Genomic DNA, 18,397 nt, shown 5'->3' with positions numbered 1-18,397 from the left:
AGCCTAATCTAAATCATGAGTGACCAATTTTAACGATAGCAGCCAATTCTAATTAGGCAAAGATTAACAGCAAAACTAGCTTACTTAGAGGAAGTATTCTCGCTTAGAACAGCAGTATATTCCAAACCATTGTTTACGCAGATTTTGCATCAAATCAAAGCCAAATTTTGATAAGTCTGCTACTCTATGCCCTGTATTCATTCACCACTATAAGCTCTTTGAGATGTTACATTTACCCTCTCCAATATTGGCCATATTGCGCTCTATCATTGGCTTTTTTACTCGCGGCAAGTTTGTCCCTCAAAACCCGATTGCTGAGTTCGATCTAGATCTAAGCCAACCGATCATTTACGTCATTCCTAGTAACTCATTAGCTGACGTGCTTACTTTACAACTTGCCTGTAAACAGCTTGGCCTGCCCGATCCCTTCGAGCCAGTGATGTTTGCCGGTGAAGCCCACCAAGGGGTAGCCTTTTTAGTCGATGGTAAAGGTGAAACCCTAGAAGCGACCATCGACCAATTTACCGCGGCTCTCAGTATTCACCGCAGCGATGAAAGCCATAACGCACAATTAGTGCCTGTTAAATTGTTTTGGGATCGCTACCCTGGCAGAGAGAGTGTTAACGACTTAATGGGCGGCAAGCCTGAACGCCCAGCTGGCATTCTGAAGAAAACTTGGCAAGTAATTTTTAAAGGACGCGAAAACCTAATACGCTTCAGTCGTCCGGTATCACTGAAGGATATGGCGCAGCGCCAAGGTTCTGATAAGCGTATTGGCCATAAGTTAGCGCGCGTAGCACGAATCCACTTTAGCCGTATGCAAATGATCGCTACCGGGCCTAAGCTGCCAAACCGTCGTCATATGTTTGAGCAACTGCTCGCCTCAACCATTATTCGTGAAGCGATAGCTGAAGAAGCCAAAGCAAAGAAAATTAGCCATTCTGAAGCGCGTCAAGCAGCCTTAAAGTACCTAGAGGAAATTGCTGCTGACTTTTCGTATCGCAACCTTCGCATCGGTGAGTCGGTGTTAAGTTGGGTGTGGAATAAAATCTACTCAGGCATAGAAGTTAACCACGCAGAAAAGGTGCGTCAGCTAGCTCAAGAGGGCCACGAAATTGTATTCGCCCCCTGCCACCGCAGCCATATGGATTATTTACTGTTGTCTTATGTGCTCTATCATCAGGGCATGGTTCCACCGCACATTGCAGCAGGCGTAAACCTTAACTTTTGGCCAGCGGGACCGTTTTTTCGCCGTGCCGGTGCATTCTTTATTCGCCGCAGTTTTAAGGGCAACAAACTCTACTCAACCGTTTTTCGCGAGTACCTCGGCCAATTGTTTAGTCGCGGTTATTCAGTTGAATACTTTACGGAAGGTGGGCGTAGCCGCACTGGACGCTTGCTTCCACCCAAAACCGGCATGTTAGCCATGACAGTACAAGCGATGCTGCGAGGACTAGAGCGACCCGTCACTATTGTGCCCATTTACTTTGGTTACGAACACGTAATGGAAGTAGGCACTTACTACAAAGAGTTAAAGGGCAAATCCAAAGACAAAGAATCACTATTTTCTCTGTTTGGCATGCTGCGTAAACTGCGTAATTTTGGCCATGGCTACGTAAACTTTGGCGAGCCTATCAACGTAAACCAAAGCTTAAACAAACTCGCACCCGAGTGGCGTGAGCATCCAGAAGATGGATTAAAGCCGACTTGGTTGGTGCCTGCGGTTAATGATATTTCTAACCAATTGATGGAAAACATCAACAGTGCCGCCGCAGTGAATGGCTTGTGCTTAAGTGCCATTATTTTGCTCGCTGCAGAAAATCGTGCACTGCCGCGCAAGCAGTTGGTTAAGCAAATAACCTTATGTACCTCATTGATTAAAAACGTGCCTTATAGTGACCACGTTACCTTACCTGAGCTGGATGCAGAGGCCTTGCTAGACCAAACCATCAGCTTAGATAAGTTTGAAATAAGAAGTGATTATTTAGGCGAAATAATCGGCCTTGATGAGAAACAACAAGTGCTGCTTAACTTTTACCGCAATAACATTATTCACTTAATGATTATTCCGGCATTTATTGCTACTGCTTTACTCCAGCATCGCAGCCTTTGTCGTAACCAGTTGGTTAGCTTACTTGAACAGCTATACCCGCTATTAAAAGGCGAACTGTTCTTGCGCTATCAAGTGAGTGATATGAGCGATCTCGCCGAGCAGTACTTACAAGAGTTTGTAGCATTAAAACTGATTAGCGAAAATGGCGACTGTTTTATTATTGATAATCACCGCCGAGGTCGTTTATTGCTGCTTTCTCAAATTGCCCAAGAAAGCTTGCATCGCTATGCGATTGTAGCTGCCTTATTAGCAAAATATCCGCATTTAGAACGTGCAGAGCTAGAACAGCAAGCATTAGCAGGAGCCCAGCGCTTAGCCAAACTGCATAATATTGACGCACCAGAGTATTACGACAAACGCATTACTACTAATCTGTTGTCGCTAATGCGAGAAAAGGGATATACAGAGACACGAGCGGCCGGCGAGCTATTCGCTCAGCTGTCACCATTGTTAGCAGACGGAGTGTATGACTCTATCAGTGAGTTACTTGAACTAGACGCTTAAACCGCAAACCACGCCAGCCACGCATAGTGGCTGGCGATACCTAAAAATATCGCCAAACCTACGTAGTTATTATTCAAAAAAGCTTGAAAACAAGCATCACGGTCACGATATCGAATCAGCTTTTGCTGATAAACAAATAGCACAGCAGCAGCTAACAAAGCAAAATCAAAAGCCCAACTTAAATCTTTTAGGTAAGCCAATGCTGCAAAACACAATAAACTGCTTAACTGCAACAAGGCAATGATTAGCTTGTCGAAGCGACCAAACAAAATGGCAGTAGATTTAATACCCACCAGCAAGTCATCATCACGATCCACCATCGCATACTTGGTATCGTAAGCTATTGTCCAGCACACATTAGCCATGAGCAACAACCAGGCCTCGCTAGGCACGCTGCCAGTTTGAGCCGCATAAGCCATGGGAATACACCAACTAAAAGCCAAGCCAAGAAACAACTGAGGCAAGTGGGTATAACGTTTCATAAAGGGGTAAATAGCGGCAAGAACTAAGGCCGCAAAAGACAACAATATGGTCAGCGTGTTTTGCGTCAACACCAATAAAAATGATGCCGCTACCAAGCCAGCAAACAAACTTAAGGCGTTTCGCTCACTAACCTCGCCCGTTGCCAAGGGGCGCTGTGCAGTTCGTTTAACATGCGCATCTACTTTTCGGTCGGCATAGTCATTAATCACACAACCTGCCGAGCGCATAAAAAACACCCCCAAAACAAACACCACAAACACCGACAAGCTAGGCAAACCTTCGGCCGCCAACCAAAGTGCCCACAACGCCGGCCACAGCAACAACAACGTACCAATAGGTTTATCTGCACGCATGAGTTGCCAATAAGGGCGAATACTAGCTAGCTGCAACACCATCTTCTCCTTGATAAGCCAAACTGTTGGGCAAAAAGATTTCGGCGACTAATAACGGCGCACTGGCAAGAAGGAAGCGTGAACGACGCCCCCACAACGCTTGCTGAGTTTGCGCATGTTGGTAAATCGGTGAGTTCTGCTCAATTTGGCACAGTTCCAGGGTTTGTCGCTGCCCTTTATCGGTAAACAACAACTCACCTAAGGGTTTATTTGCTAGCCGACTTATCGCAGCAGCGTCCCCTTCTAATGAACTTTTAGGAATCACACTCCGAGCAAAAACCCACGCTTTTCCATCACAGCACAACAACACTTCTCGCACCCAATAAGGTCCTTGGCAAGCAACAGCCTTGGCCTCATGTTCAGCAATCTCTGCGTACCCTTCAAACAACACCTTAATAGAAAACTGTTGGCAATGTTGGCGTAAACGAGCTGTAAGCGATCCGGGATAAACTAACCAATCCTGTAGGGTGGCGGAATAAACAGGTAAGGCTTCAGGCAGCTGCCAATGTCCATTGGCTCCACAGGGTTGGGCTTGATTCAAATTCACGCGTTCACATACTTCAAAGTTAGGTTCTCATTATCCGGCAATTGGCTAATTAAAGTAAACTCGACCAAGCTTATTTGTGCTCATGCTACACTCAAAGTACTATTTCGCTCACTTAAGTCACTGGCTATTCTAACACCAAACACTTGGAATATTTGACGATGGTTGCTTGACCTAATGGCAACTAACAGAAACAATAAAGCTAGGACTACCAAGGAACTATAAAGCCACATGAAATTCGCACCCACGCTGCTGTTTTGCGTAAGTTTATTTTTTTCATCTTTTGCCTCTAGTCAGGAAGCAGGCGGGACTAATTATGCCTACTTTGGTTTTGAGCCAGACATTATTACCAATTACATTAGCACCGGTAAAAAGCTCGGCTATGTACGTATTACTGCCGAAGTGATGGTAGAAAACCAAAGCGCGCTAAGCAGCATTGAGCATCACGCACCGCTTATTCGCGATGCCATCATCGAGATTCTAGGCCACCAACGTGAAGAAGATATTAAGTCTCTGAAAGGCCGCGAAGAAATACGCATGATGTGCCAAGAAGCGGTAAATGATTTGCTGGTACAAGAAACGGGTAAAAAACTGGTGAGTAAATTGCTATTTACTAAATACCTCTACCAGTAAGCAACACTTACTCTGCACAATAAAAAGCCCATCTAAAATGGGCTTTTTTGCTTTTTAGATTAAGCCTGCTTTTGCTTACCAACAAACCTATCGAGCACTGCTTGAGCGCAGCCAACAAACAAACCAAATAAATGGGCTAAGTTAGCGGTCGACGGACCGATTACATCCATAAAGCCAATCACTAACCACACCAGCATAAACCCAACAATGGCAGGGCTTAGCTGTAACCCTGCCTGTGGCCGTAACCAACCGGTAAACCAGCAATAACCTAACAGGGCGTAAACCACTCCCGACAAGCCGCCAAAATAAGGGCCGGTGGCCAGAAGTTGTGCCACATTGGGGATCACCGCCGCCACAAGAGTAATCAACAACAATTTGGAGCTGCCCAACTGGCGCTCAATTTCGCCGCCTAGTTGCCACCACCACAAACCATTAAACACAATATGAATCACCGAGAAGTGTAGAAAAATCGGTGTAATCACTCTCCAAAACTGCTCAGAAGCCAACATACTGAGCTGCGGCGTAATGGTAAGGTGCTGCATCATGTAACGGTCAAAGCCGATATTCATCAGCAAATACACCAGTCCTGCAATCAGCAATACACTTAAGGTCACTGGCCCCGCATGGGCAAAGAAGGCACTTTTTACGATGCCTTTACCACCGTAAGAAAAAGAGGCTTTGCGGCTGTCGGCAACAGTCCACGACGCTGCCAAATACTTTTCATCATTGGGGTTTTCTAAAAACTGTTTAAGCTCATATTCAGCTTTTTCAAGGTGCTGTTCATCTTTAAGAAATACTGCTACACCTTGATCAGCGGCCGCTAACTGGCATTCAATTTTTAACACTGCCATGTAATCCACGTAAGCTTGCGCCACTCGCGGGTTACCCATCACTATTAGTTGTTTCACTCAGCGTCACCCGACTCAATCGGTGCAACTGTTCGCCAGGCTTCAAACCCCCCTTGCAAGCTATACACTTCTTCAAAACCTTGATGAATTAGGTATTGCGCCGCACCTTGGCTAGAGATGCCGTGGTAACACATCACAATCAGCGGGGTATCAAATTCGGTATCTGACATTAGCTGGTTAAGGCTGCCATCACTTAAGTGAAACGCATTCACTGGGTGGGCTTGAGAAAATGACTGCTGATCACGCATATCAAGTAATACAGCGCCACTTTCGGCAATTTTTTGCTGAGCGCCGCTCACATCAATTTGTTCAAACTGTTCCATGGTTTTCACTATCGCTATTTTTGACCCACTTTAACTGGTTTAGCCCTAAAGAAAAAGTCACACACTTTGCAGGGAGCGCCTTAGCTCACGCATAAAAAAAGCAAGCCTAAGCTTGCTTTTGGATTAAGGGTAATAAGATTACGCGCCCAAATAGGCCTTACGTACTTCTTCGTTTACCAATAAATTATCGCCGGTATCTTCCAGAACAATTCGGCCATTTTCCAATACGTAACCGCGGTCGGCTAAGCGCAAAGCTTGGTTAGCATTTTGCTCAACCAAAAAAACCGTCATGCCGCGTTGGCGTAATTGTTCAACAATATCAAAGATCTGTTGAATGATAATCGGCGCCAAACCTAGCGATGGTTCATCTAGCAATAACAAACGTGGATTGCTCATTAGCGCTCGACCAATGGCTAGCATTTGCTGCTCGCCGCCCGACATAGTGCCAGCTCGCTGACTTACCCGTTCTAGCAAACGTGGAAACAAGCTGTACATTTCTTGGATCCGCTCTTCGGTTTCTTGCTTAGTCGCAAAAAAAGCGCCCATCCGCAGATTCTCTTCTACCGTTAGCCGGGAGAATATTCGTCGCCCTTCTGGTACCACTGCAATATCACCGCGCATGATGTCGTGAGTTTGGCTATGGGTAATGTCTTTTCCGTCAAACAACACTTGGCCACTGCTGGCACGAGGATCACCACACAAGGTCATCAACAAAGTGGTTTTACCCGCACCGTTGGCACCAATTAAACTAACAATTTCACCTTGGTTAACCGTAACACTCACATCATGTAAGGCTTGGATTGGGCCATAGTGGGTCGAAACATTTTTTAACTCTAACATTGCTATCTCTTCCCTCGCCCTAAAACTCGCCCAAGTAGGCTTTAATCACCTCAGGGTTATTTCGAATGTCTTCCGGTTTACCATTGGCTAACGGACAACCTTGATTCACCACATAAATGCGGTCTGAAATCCCCATTACCAGCTTCATGTCATGCTCAATCAACAATACTGATACCGACTCGTTGTCACGCAAATCAATGATTAATTTGTCTAAATCGTCAGTTTCTTTAGGGTTAAGACCGGCGGCGGGCTCGTCTAACATTAAAATTTCTGGACGGGTCACCATACAGCGAGCAATTTCTAAACGGCGCTGCTGGCCATAGGCCAAGTTACCCGCTTTACGGTTAGCAAACTCTTTAAGATCCACTTTGTCTAACCAATACTCAGCAAACGCCAAAGCGTCAGACTCACTTTTCTTAAAAGCAGGTGTTTTTAACAAACCCGCCAAAAAGTTAGTATTGAGATGGCGGTGCTGAGCCACTAACAGGTTCTCAATCACGCTCATGTCTTTGAACAAACGTACATGCTGAAAAGTACGCACAATGCCCTTACGCGCAATTTGATGACCCGCTAAACCTTGCAGCGCTTCACCACGGTAAAGAATTTGCCCTGCTGTAGGTTTATAGAAACCCGTTAAGCAGTTAAACACTGTCGTTTTACCAGCGCCATTGGGACCAATCACCGATACCACTTCTTTTTCATTAAGGCTTAGGGCAACGTTATTTACCGCTAACAGACCGCCAAAACGCATAGTAAGGCCGTTCACTTCTAATAATGGATTCATGCTTTGGCCTCCTCTTTTAACTCAATATGAGGACGAGACATAGGCAGTAAACCCTGTGGTCGCCAAACCATCATAAACACCATCATTAGACCAAACATTAACATGCGATATTCGTTAAACTCGCGCGCCATTTCTGGCAATACCGTCATGATAATTGCAGCGAGTATTACTCCAACCTGCGAGCCCATTCCCCCCAATACCACAATCGCCAAAATAATCGCCGATTCAATAAAGGTGAATGATTCGGGACTAATAAAGCCTTGGCGGGCGGCAAAAAAGCTTCCGGCAAAGCCAGCAAAACCGGCACCAATGGTAAAGGCTGTTAGCTTCACCACGGTTGGATTTAACCCTAATGAGCGACAAGCAATTTCATCTTCTCGCAAGGCTTCCCAGGCGCGGCCAATCGGCATTCTTAACAAACGATTAATCACAATCACTGTGAGAACCACCAGCAATAGCGCCATTAGATATAAGAAGATAACCTTGTATTGCGAGTTGTAGCTAATGCCAAAGAAGTTATGAAAGGTATCAAAACCCTCCCCTTTTAGCCGACGGTTAAACTCTAAGCCAAACAGCGTCGGTTTTGGAATACTACTAATCCCGTTAGGGCCGCCTGTAAGGTGAGTTAAATTATTCAGCAATAGGCGAATAATCTCACCAAAACCTAAGGTTACAATCGCTAGATAGTCACCGCGCAAGCGCAATACCGGAAACCCAAGTAAAAAACCAAACAAGGCTGCCATAGCGCCAGCGATAGGCAAACACATCCAGAAACCAAACCCATCGGCACTTAATAATGCATAGGTATAGGCACCTACAGCGTAAAAGCCTACATAACCCAAATCGAGTAAACCGGCCAAACCCACCACCACGTTTAGGCCTAAACCCAACATAACGTAAATAAGGGTTAGTGTGGCTAAATCAACTGAGCCGCGGCTCACCATAAATGGCCATACAATGGCGGCAGCAAGCGCAAACGACACTACCAACCGGTAGGCCTTAGGGTTTTGCTCTGGGCTTGGTAATTTAAAACTAAACTTTTTGCTTGATGCTTTTGCTTTTCTGTTTCCAAAAATAATCGGGTGTAAAAGCTGGCTTAAAAACACCGCAGCCATTCCGATAAATAACCACTCTAAATGCTGCTCATCAGCCAAGGCTAATTTCAAGCCGCTACTGCTTGGTTCCATGCGAATACCGAGCAACCAACCAGCCAATAACATAAAGGTAATGGTTGAGATTAGCGCACCTGATAGATTAAGTTTTTTCATACTTTTTCTACCTCTGGCTTGCCCAGTAACCCGGTTGGCATGAATAGCAAAACAAAACATAACAAACCAAATGACACCACATCTTTGTACTCAGTACTAAAGTAACCGGCGGTTATCGCCTCAGTAATACCCAGTAGCAAACCACCCACTACGGCACCAGGAATAGAACCAATGCCGCCTAATACTGCTGCGGTAAAGGCTTTTAGTCCGGCCATAAAACCAATGTAAGGATTAATAACGCCGTAATAAATACCGAGTAAAACACCGGCTACAGCGGCTAGCGCAGCACCAATAACAAAGGTTAATGAGATAACTTTATTGGTATCAATGCCTAACAAGTTTGCCATACCGATATCTTCAGAACATGCTCTACAGGCGCGTCCCATTCTAGATTTAGTGATAAAAGTTGTTAATACAATCATGGCAACAAAGGTCACCACAAATATCACTACTTGCATGTAAGAGATGGTGAGATTAAAGCCATCTTCTGGGCCAAAGGTCCAACCGCCAGTGATTAAGCTTGGCATCGCAATATCTCGGCTACCTTGCGAAAGGCGCACTAAGTTTTGCAAGAAAATTGACATACCAATCGCCGAGATCAGCGCAATAAGTCGGTTACCACCACGAACTGGCCGATAGGCGATCTTTTCGATGGTCCAGCCATAGGTACTGGTAATAATGATACTTATGGAAAACGCACCAAACAATAAAATAGGTAAAGAGTCTAATCCCATTAGGGATAGTGCAGCGAGCACAATAAACGCGACGTAACTACCAATCATATAGACTTCGCCGTGAGCGAAGTTAATCATGCCGATAATGCCGTATACCATGGTGTAACCAATGGCGATCAGCGCATAAGTACTACCAATGGTTAATCCATTGACTAACTGCTGAAAGAAATAGAAAAATTGCTCAGACATAGCTGCCCCAATCTAGCGGCTCTTAGCCACTAATTAGTGTCTTTTAAAACGGAAAACACCGACTAACAAGGTGTTAGTCGGTGTGTTATTGCGGAATTACTTAGCGGCCGATGAAGAACCGTCAGCGTGCCAAGTGAATACACCAAAGTCGAAGCCTTTTAGATCGCCTTTAGTATCCCACTGTAGCGGGCCCATTACCGTATCAACTTGGTTGCTACGCAGGTATTCAGCGACGGCTTCAGGATCATCTCCCGCAGCAGTTACACCAGCTACAATAGATTGCATAGCGGCGAAAGCGGTCCAAACAAATGGGCCAGTTGGGTCATCACCATTTTTAACTAACGCATCAACCACTGGCTTGTTGGCAGGATCTAAATCGTATTTCTTAGGAAGCGTTACTAATAAGCCTTCAGAAGCTTCTCCAGCAATTGCTGAAATGTCTTTATTACCTACGCCCTCTGGGCCCATAAAGGTGGCTTTAAGGCCTTTTTCAGCTGACTGACGAAGGATTAAGCCTAGCTCTGGGTGGTAACCACCGTAGTAAACAAAATCTACATTCTCTTTTTTCAGTTTTGCAATCAGTGCTGAGAAGTCTTTATCACCCGCAGTCACACCTTCAAAAGCCACTACTTCGGTACCAGCGGCTTCTAGTTCAGTTTTTACAGAGGTTGCAATACCTTCACCGTACTGCTGCTTATCGTGAATAACAGCAACACGCTTCGGCTTAACTGAGTTAATAACATAACGCGCAGCCGTTGGGCCTTGGTCACTATCAAGACCAATAGTACGGAAAATTAACTGGTAATCACGGGTAGTAATATCTGGATTGGTTGATGCCGGTGTAATCATTAATACACCTTCATCTTCATATACGTCTGACGCAGGCTGAGTCGCACCTGAACATAAGTGACCGATGACGTATTTCACCCCATCGTTGATGATTTTGTTGGCTACAGCCACCGCTTGTTTCGGTTCACAGGCATCATCGTAAACCACTGCTTCAATCAATTTACCGTCAATTCCACCGGCTTGATTAAGCATCTCAACCGCAATACCGCCACCAGCAAATTGCATGTCGCCATACTGGGCTACTGGTCCGGTTACCGGTCCTGCAATAGCAACTTTAATTGTGTCTGCAGCGTGCGCCACAGATACTGCGCCAAATAGTGCTAGCGATACCGCTACCCCTGAAGCTGATCTTGTCCATTTAGTCATTGAAAACTCCATGTTAGCTTTTTGTTATAGTTTGTGTGTGTTTGCAGAAGTGCGCATTAATCCATAATGCAGTTATCACCTCATTGGCTGATGTTTTACCTTAAGTCTACTGTGTTTAACAAGTCGACCTAGCTGAACAGGCCCAAGCACAGTTAGTTTTAACAAACTATTTAACTGCAATAAATGTAACCAACCTCACTTAACCAGCACAAAAATCGACAAGAGCGAGCAATACACCCACAACTGGATCAAAATTAAGCATTTTCATCTTATTTTTTCTAAATATGCTACTACACTGCTGAATAACTAAATTTTGATAATGTTAAATTAGGTTTTTCAGCATAATAATAAAGTTTATTGTAAAGAATGCCCAAGATTAGACTATTTAACTCGGCTTACATTGTGAAGATTTAGGCTTAGATAAAGAATAAATATGCAGAGAAATAAAGACAAAGTGCAGTGCGAAGCGCCGAGGTAAGCACAATACTTACCCCAGCTTATTTGTTTAACTAAACACTGGGCTCCACTTGAGAGGCCATATGCAAAGTACGTGTAGGGAAGGCAAACTCAGCACCATTTGCTTCAACCACTTCCACCACTTTGTTCAGCACATCTTGCTTCACTTCATGGTACTTCACCCAGTTAGTGGTTTTGGTAAAGGTGTAAATAAAGAAGTCTAAAGACGAGGCATTAAAGCTATCAAAATTCACCATTAAGGTTTGAGTAGTGTCTATCTCAGGGTGATTTCGCAGCATCTGCTCGACTTCTGTTACTACCTTGCTCATTTTACTGGCGTCGTCATAACGAATGCCGATGGTTTCTTTGATTCGTCGATGACTCATGCGACTTGGGTTTTCTACCGCAATGCTCGAGAAAATAGAGTTAGGCACATATAAAGGACGCTTATCAAAGGTACGAATTTTAGTTACTCGCCAGCCAATGTTTTCTACTGTGCCTTCAATGCTGCGATCGGGGGAACGGATCCAATCACCCACTTTAAAGGGCTTATCAAAATACACCAACAAAGCACCAAAGAAGTTAGCCAGCAAATCTTTTGCTGCCATCCCTACTATTAGCCCGCCCATACCACCAAATGCCAATACGCCAGAAATACTAAAACCTAGCGTTTGAAACACGGCCAGCAAAAACAAAATAATCACCGCCGCCCGGCATAGCTTAGCCACTGCTTGCACAGTGGTTTTGTCTTTACCCACAGTTATAAGTTGCTCTTCTACGCGGCGCACAAAACGCATCGCTACCCACGCCAGCATGAATACAATCATTACTTGGCGGATAATCGCGATATAGGGTTTAAACTCGGAATCGAGAGCATTGGCAAAGGCCACCGCCACCAATGACAAACCCACCACTGCAATCATCCAGTTAATCGGTTTCCATAAGGAAAACCAAATGGCGTCGTCCCATACGGTTTTGGTTTTCTCGGTTAAACGGCTTAAACGCGATGCCAGTAAACGCCACACAATAAACGCAACCAAGGTAATACTTAGCACTACAAATACATCAAACAACCAATTAGATGTGGCTAACTGAGCTTGTTCTTGCTCTAACCACAGGGAAAATTCTTCAAACATCGATCCATCTCTTATAAAAAACGCGGCCTAAGCCGCGTTATTAAGTGTGAGTTACGCGCGTAACATTACGCAGCAATGCCAGAGTGACGCAACAAAGCATCCACTTTAGGCTCTCTTCCTCTAAAGGCTTTAAACAATTCCATTGGCTCTTGTGAGCCACCTTTCTCTAGAATATTACTCAAGAAGTGTAAGCCAGTCTGCGCGTTGAAAATACCGTCATCCTCAAATTTTGAGAAAGCGTCAGCCGACAATACCTCTGCCCATTTATAGCTGTAATATCCTGCACTGTAACCACCAGCAAAAATGTGGCTAAAACTGTTTTGGAAACGGTTAAAGCTTGGCGCTTTTATTACCGATACTAATTCACGCACTTCGTTTAAACGTTGTTGCACACTGCGGCCATTGGCTTCTTCATGGTGTAAGCGGAAGTCAAAAATAGAAAACTCCAGCTGACGAACCATCGTCATTGCCGATTGGAAGTTACGTGCCGCCAGCATTTTATCTAACAAGGCTTGCGGTAGAGGTTCTCCGCCCTCAAAATGCCCAGAGATAAAGGCTAAGGCATCACTCTGCCAACACCAGTTTTCTAGGAACTGACTCGGTAACTCTACTGCATCCCAAGCTACGCCATTAATACCAGACACAGCCGCTTCATCCACTTTAGTTAACATATGGTGAATACCATGGCCAAACTCGTGGAATAAAGTAATCACTTCATCATGAGTAAACAGCGCAGGTTTATCGCCAATCGGTTTATTGAAGTTACAAGTCAAGTAAGCGACGGGCTTAATCAGTTTGCCATCGGCGTCTACACGACGGTCAATACAGCCGTCCATCCAGGCACCACCGCGCTTGTGCTCACGAGCATACAAATCTAGGTAGAACGAGCCTCGCAGCTCGCCGCTATCATCGCTAATCTCAAAGAAGCGTACATCTGAGTGCCAAGTATCGATGCCTTGTTTCTCGGTAACGCTAACATTGAACAGGCGCTTAACTACCTCAAACAAACCGCTCAGCACTTTATCTTCCGGGAAGTAAGGGCGCAACTGTTCATCTGAAATCGCGTAAGTATGTTGTTTTAACTTCTCTGAGTAATACGCCATATCCCAAGCAGCTAATTCAGCGACTTGATAATGTTCGTTAGCAAAAGCATTCAACTCGGCCAACTCGCGCTCTGCTTGTGGTTTAGAACGACCCGCAAGGTCATTCAAAAAGCCCAGTACTTGTGCTGGCGACTCAGCCATTTTGGTGGCCAAGGATTTATCGGCATAACTGTCGAAGCCAAGCAGTTGGGCTAGCTCGGTACGCAGCTCCAACTCTTCATCAATAATCGCGGTGTTATCAAATTTTTGGTCCGTACTGGCTTGTTCAGACGCGCGAGTACTAAATGCGCGGTACATTTCTTCGCGTAGTTCGCGTTTATCCGCGTAGGTCATTACTGGCAGGTAACTAGGAAACTCTAAAGTTAATAAGTAGCCATCTAATTCTTTAGATTCAGCTGCTTGCTTGGCCGCTGCTAGCGCAGACTCTGGTAAGCCTGTTAGTTCACTCTCGTCTGTAATGTGCTTTTGCCAAGCTAACGTAGCGTCTAATACATTATTTGAAAACTGAGAAGACAACTCTGAAAGGCGCTTAACAATCTCACCGTAACGGCCTTGTTGTTCCGCTTCTAGGCCGATACCTGAAAGTTCAAAGTCACGTAAGGCATCACTGATCGATTTTTGTTGGGCAAGGTTGTAGCCACCAAACGCTTCGCTTTCGGCCAATTGCTTGTAGGCCTGATACAAACCTTTATGTTGACCCACAAAGGTGCTGTATTCAGATAAAATGGGTAGGCAGGCTTCATACGCTTCGCGCAGCTCAGGGCTATTCATGACCGAATTGCAGTGGCTGACCGGTGACCATAGGCGGCCGAGACGATCATTCACTTCATCTAAAGGCAGAATGAAGTTTTGCCAAGTCGCGGTGCTGTGTTTAAGCACTTCATCAATCGTCGTGCGGCATTCCTCAATCACTTGCTCTACCGCAGGCTGCACATGTTCTGGCTTAATTTTGCTAAACGGAGGTAATCCGGGTAAATCAAGTAATGGGTTACTCATACAGAATCCTTAAAGACTGAAGAAACGATATCTATGAATACCATAATCTGGGGCTAAAATTTTGTAAATCAACCCACGTTTAGTGATTTGGGCAGTTTACATAGCCTTGATTTAGACTATGATTTCCTTAGGGATTATTTTGGTTTCTCGGTTTATCAATAACCTAGACCAACAGGACTCGTTAATTAATGGACAATAACAACAATACCCCGGTTAATGATAATCCAGGGTTGTGGCAAAAATTAGCTCTAAACAAAGGCACTAATAGCCTTTCCTTGCGCATGTTGTCCTATATTCTCATCTGTTCCACTTTACTTGCCTTAATTATTACCCTTATTCAATTACGCTACGACTACAAGCAAGACGTACAAGTGATTGAAAAAAGCATCGATCAAATTGAAGTCAGCTTTTTGCAGCCTATTGCCGCCAGCCTTTGGAACCTCGACGAAGAACAAGTAGAAGTACAAATTGAAGGCATTATGAACCTGCCTAATATGCAATATGTACTAGTAAAAGAAATTCTCGGTTCTTCTGAAGTGCCTTTGTTAGCCCGTGGTCGCTCAGCAGATCGCTACGACTTATCCCAAGAATTTGAACTTATTTACCAAGGTGAGATGGTAGGTAAATTGTTTGTCGCCGCTTCTCTAGAGCAGGTTTATGAGCGCTTATGGCAAAAAGCCATGCTAATACTAATTAGCCAAACCGTTAAAACCCTCGTGGTTTCTATCGGTATCTTGTTCATCATTTATTATGTGATTGTGCGCCACCTCAACACCATTGTGGAGTATACCCGCAACCTAGATCTAGATAACTTGGGTGCCCCCCTTAAAATAGATACTGGCGCTAAACAGCGTAACGATGAGCTGGGGGAATTGGTTAATACCCTTAATCAAATGACCCAAAAGATTGATCACGAGTTCGACCAAAAACTCAAAGCAACCGAACAATTAGCCCATGAACGAGACTTTTCAGCCACCGTAATTAACGCCAGTAATGCGGTTATTGTCACCCTAGATAACCAGTTAAACGTACTCACTGCCAACCCTGCGGGGGTAATGCTCACCGGTTTTCATCAAGAGGAGCTAGAGGGGCAGAACTGGTTAAGCGTATTTATTGATAACGATATGCGCCAAAAAATCGAAACCGATTTACGTGAACTGCGAGTGATTCAAGATCAAGAGCTTACGCTTACCGACCAAGCCAATAATCAGTACACCTTATTGTGGACGTTCGTGCCCTTTTACGAAGGCAACCACGTATCCCGCATGATTGCATTTGGTTACGACATTACTCCCCTTAAACGGGTAGAGAATGAGATTAAAACCCTCAACGACGAACTTGAACAAAAAGTACAATCGCGTACCGAACGTTTAGAAGAGAGTAACCTACAACTGGCTAGTGCTTTCGACAAACTAAAAAATGCCCAGCAATCTTTGGTAGAAGCCGAGAAAATGGCTTCACTAGGTGGCTTGGTAGCCGGTGTAGCTCACGAAATTAATACACCCATTGGTATTAGTGTAACCGCCGCGTCTTATCTTCAAGAACAAGGTAATCAACTAGAGAAGAACATTGAAAGCGGCAAGCTAAGCCGTAAGTTTATGGAAGATTTGATTCAAAACCTTAATCAATCTACCGACTTGCTACTGAGTAATTTACGCCGTGCATCAGACCTTATCAGTAGCTTTAAACAGGTAGCCGTAGATCAAAGCTCCGAAGCATGTTACACCTTTAACTTACAAGAAAATGTAAACCAAGTGATCACCTCACTAGGTCACAAAGTTCGCCGTTCTGGCTGTGAAATTGTTGTAGATTGCCCAGACGACCTAGAGCTATATAGCTTCCCTGGCAGCTTTACCCAAATTTATTCCAACCTTATCCTTAATTCGGTAAAACACGGTTTTGATGATTGGGATGGTGTTAAACGTATCGACATATCAATTCATCGAGAAAACGACCAGTTGCATATCGATTATCAAGATTCTGGCCGAGGCGTAGATAGCCAGATTGCCAACCGCATCTTTGACCCCTTTGTTACCTCTAAACGCGGCCAAGGTGGCAGCGGACTAGGCACCCATATTGTTTACAACTTGGTGGTACAACTGCTTAAAGGACATATAGCCTTCGACAGTAAACCCAACGAAGGGGTGCACTTTTCGATTCGCTTGCCCTACCAAGCGCAAAAAGCTGATTAACATCTGTCTTTAGTACAGGCTATACTGCTGCAAGTTTTCGGCCCTTTACGGAGTACCTTAATGAAAGAATTTGACTACCTATGCATCGGCGCAGGCAGCGGCGGTATCGCCTCTGCGAACCGTGCATCTATGCATGGCCAGAAAGTGGCCTTGGTTGAAGCTCGCCATGTTGGCGGCACTTGTGTGAATGTGGGTTGTGTCCCTAAAAAAGCCATGTGGTTTGGTGCCCAAGTAGCTGAAGCAATTCACCGTTACGCCCCAGATTATGGCTTTGATGTACAAGTAAATAAATTTGATTGGTCTACCTTAGTGGCCAGCCGCGAAGCCTACATTAAGCGCATTCATGGTTCTTACGACCGTGTTCTGGGCAACAATGGCGTTACCTTAATAAACGGCTTTGCAAAATTTGTAGATGCGAATACGGTTGAGGTAAACGGCGAGCAAATCCGTGCCAAGCACATTCTTATCGCCACCGGTGGTCGCCCAAGCATTCCACATATTCCTGGCGCAGAACTGGGCATAGATTCAGATGGATTCTTTGCACTTACCGAGCAACCTAAACGTGTGCTGGTGATTGGTGCAGGTTACATAGCAGTAGAATTAGCCGGTGTATTACATTCACTAGGTAGTGAAACGCATTTAGCGGTACGTAAACACGCTCCTCTGCGTAACTTCGACCCTATGCTAAGTGAAACCTTGGTAGAGATCATGGCTGAAGACGGCCCTACTCTGCATACACAAAGCACACCCAAAGCCATTGAAAAACAAAGTGATGACAGTTTAGTCGTTAGTTTTGAGAATGGAATTAGCCTACAAGTAGACACTGTTATTTGGGCAATTGGCCGCGAGCCAGCCAACGATAACATCAACTTAGAAGCCGTTGGTGTAGACACCGACGACAGGGGTTACATTAAAGTCGACGAATACTCAAATACCTCAACGCCAGGTATTTACGCGGTTGGCGACAATATCGGTAAGGTAGAGCTTACGCCGGTGGCGGTTAAAGCAGGACGTTTATTATCTGAACGTCTATTTAATGGCCAAACCAACGCTAAAATGGATTACGACTTAATTCCTACCGTAGTATTTAGTCACCCAGCCATCGGCACCATTGGCCTAACCGAGCCAGAGGCCATAGCGCAGTATGGCGAAGCCAATGTTAAAGTGTATAACTCAAGCTTTGGCGCGATGTACACCGCAGTGACTCAACATCGTCAAGTGACGAAAATGAAGCTTATCTGTGCTGGTGAAGATGAAAAAGTAGTTGGCTTGCACGGTATTGGTTTAGGCATGGATGAAATCCTACAAGGTTTTGGCGTTGCCATGAAGATGGGCGCAACCAAGGCAGATTTCGATGCTTGTGTCGCCATTCATCCAACTAGCGGCGAGGAGTTTGTAACTCTACGCTAGTCAGATATAAGCAACTAGATGGATACCCGTTTAGTTGCTTTTTCTTTCACTTCTCTCTTAAACAGCCCCAAGTTAAGCTTCCCAGCTCTTCCTAAGCCAAAATTAAACAGCCTTGTTTTCATTATATTTTTAACGCTTAGTTCAACGCCAACTACACTCAATAAATCAGTCTTC

Annotated in this window: 15 protein-coding genes; 4 read left to right on the top strand and 11 right to left on the bottom strand. The window is 44.8% G+C overall.

The window, feature by feature from the left end; genetic code table 11:
* Positions 1-223 precede the first annotated feature (223 nt).
* Positions 224-2,617 carry a glycerol-3-phosphate 1-O-acyltransferase PlsB gene (plsB, locus tag ACLD71_RS07705; RefSeq protein WP_411993943.1) on the top strand — a complete coding sequence of 798 codons (2,394 nt, stop codon included), beginning with the start codon at positions 224-226 and terminating at the stop codon, positions 2,615-2,617.
* On the opposite strand, the gene ubiA is transcribed toward plsB, so the two are convergent.
* Positions 2,614-3,495: a 4-hydroxybenzoate octaprenyltransferase gene (gene ubiA, locus ACLD71_RS07700; RefSeq protein ID WP_411993941.1), complete on the bottom strand. Its 882-nt coding sequence runs from the start codon at positions 3,493-3,495 to the stop codon at positions 2,614-2,616. The two genes, plsB and ubiA, sit on opposite strands and share 4 nt — an antisense overlap.
* A complete protein-coding gene (locus ACLD71_RS07695; RefSeq protein WP_411993939.1) occupies positions 3,476-4,039 on the bottom strand; it encodes a chorismate--pyruvate lyase family protein in 564 nt (187 codons plus the stop codon). The genes ubiA and ACLD71_RS07695 overlap by 20 nt, the downstream gene beginning before the upstream one ends.
* Before the next feature lie 228 nt (positions 4,040-4,267).
* Here ACLD71_RS07695 and ACLD71_RS07690 point away from each other — a divergent pair, with 228 nt between their 5' ends.
* Positions 4,268-4,669, top strand: a complete 402-nt coding sequence (locus tag ACLD71_RS07690; protein WP_137674814.1) for a flagellar basal body-associated protein FliL — start codon at positions 4,268-4,270, stop codon at positions 4,667-4,669.
* 59 nt (positions 4,670-4,728) lie between these two features.
* Here ACLD71_RS07690 and glpG read toward each other — a convergent pair whose 3' ends face one another.
* The 9 genes from glpG to prlC form a co-directional block, all read right to left on the bottom strand.
* The gene (glpG, locus tag ACLD71_RS07685) at positions 4,729-5,577 is read right to left on the bottom strand and encodes a rhomboid family intramembrane serine protease GlpG (protein WP_137674815.1); all 849 of its coding nucleotides are present in this window, start codon (positions 5,575-5,577) and stop codon (positions 4,729-4,731) included.
* On the bottom strand, positions 5,574-5,900 hold the full coding sequence (gene glpE / locus ACLD71_RS07680; RefSeq protein WP_137674816.1) for a thiosulfate sulfurtransferase GlpE: 327 nt from the start codon (positions 5,898-5,900) through the stop codon (positions 5,574-5,576). The genes glpG and glpE overlap by 4 nt, the downstream gene beginning before the upstream one ends.
* A gap of 138 nt (positions 5,901-6,038) precedes the next feature.
* The gene (locus ACLD71_RS07675; RefSeq protein ID WP_137674817.1) at positions 6,039-6,740 is read right to left on the bottom strand and encodes an ATP-binding cassette domain-containing protein; all 702 of its coding nucleotides are present in this window, start codon (positions 6,738-6,740) and stop codon (positions 6,039-6,041) included.
* A 19-nt stretch (positions 6,741-6,759) separates the two neighbouring features.
* Complete coding sequence (gene livG, locus ACLD71_RS07670) at positions 6,760-7,524, bottom strand: high-affinity branched-chain amino acid ABC transporter ATP-binding protein LivG (protein WP_137674818.1); 765 nt, start codon at positions 7,522-7,524, stop codon at positions 6,760-6,762.
* The gene (locus ACLD71_RS07665) at positions 7,521-8,792 is read right to left on the bottom strand and encodes a high-affinity branched-chain amino acid ABC transporter permease LivM (protein ID WP_411993935.1); all 1,272 of its coding nucleotides are present in this window, start codon (positions 8,790-8,792) and stop codon (positions 7,521-7,523) included. Before ACLD71_RS07665 ends, livG begins: the two co-directional genes overlap by 4 nt.
* Positions 8,789-9,715: a high-affinity branched-chain amino acid ABC transporter permease LivH gene (livH, locus tag ACLD71_RS07660; protein ID WP_137674820.1), complete on the bottom strand. Its 927-nt coding sequence runs from the start codon at positions 9,713-9,715 to the stop codon at positions 8,789-8,791. The genes ACLD71_RS07665 and livH overlap by 4 nt, the downstream gene beginning before the upstream one ends.
* A gap of 96 nt (positions 9,716-9,811) precedes the next feature.
* The gene (locus ACLD71_RS07655; RefSeq protein ID WP_137674821.1) at positions 9,812-10,930 is read right to left on the bottom strand and encodes a branched-chain amino acid ABC transporter substrate-binding protein; all 1,119 of its coding nucleotides are present in this window, start codon (positions 10,928-10,930) and stop codon (positions 9,812-9,814) included.
* Positions 10,931-11,439: 509 nt separating this feature from the next.
* Complete coding sequence (locus ACLD71_RS07650) at positions 11,440-12,522, bottom strand: mechanosensitive ion channel family protein (protein WP_137674822.1); 1,083 nt, start codon at positions 12,520-12,522, stop codon at positions 11,440-11,442.
* Between the two features lie 65 nt (positions 12,523-12,587).
* A complete protein-coding gene (prlC, locus tag ACLD71_RS07645) occupies positions 12,588-14,621 on the bottom strand; it encodes an oligopeptidase A (protein WP_411993932.1) in 2,034 nt (677 codons plus the stop codon).
* 188 nt (positions 14,622-14,809) lie between these two features.
* On the opposite strand from prlC, the gene ACLD71_RS07640 reads away from it, so the two are divergent.
* Both ACLD71_RS07640 and gorA read left to right on the top strand, forming a co-directional pair.
* Positions 14,810-16,813, top strand: coding sequence for an ATP-binding protein (locus ACLD71_RS07640; protein WP_137674824.1), 2,004 nt, complete (start codon positions 14,810-14,812; stop codon positions 16,811-16,813).
* A 60-nt stretch (positions 16,814-16,873) separates the two neighbouring features.
* Positions 16,874-18,223 carry a glutathione-disulfide reductase gene (gene gorA / locus ACLD71_RS07635; protein WP_411993930.1) on the top strand — a complete coding sequence of 450 codons (1,350 nt, stop codon included), beginning with the start codon at positions 16,874-16,876 and terminating at the stop codon, positions 18,221-18,223.
* Positions 18,224-18,397: the final 174 nt, after the last annotated feature.

Source organism: Agarivorans sp. DSG3-1 (assembly GCF_046774965.1).
GTDB lineage: Bacteria > Pseudomonadota > Gammaproteobacteria > Enterobacterales > Celerinatantimonadaceae > Agarivorans.
This window is presented reverse-complemented; position numbering and strand designations above follow the sequence as displayed.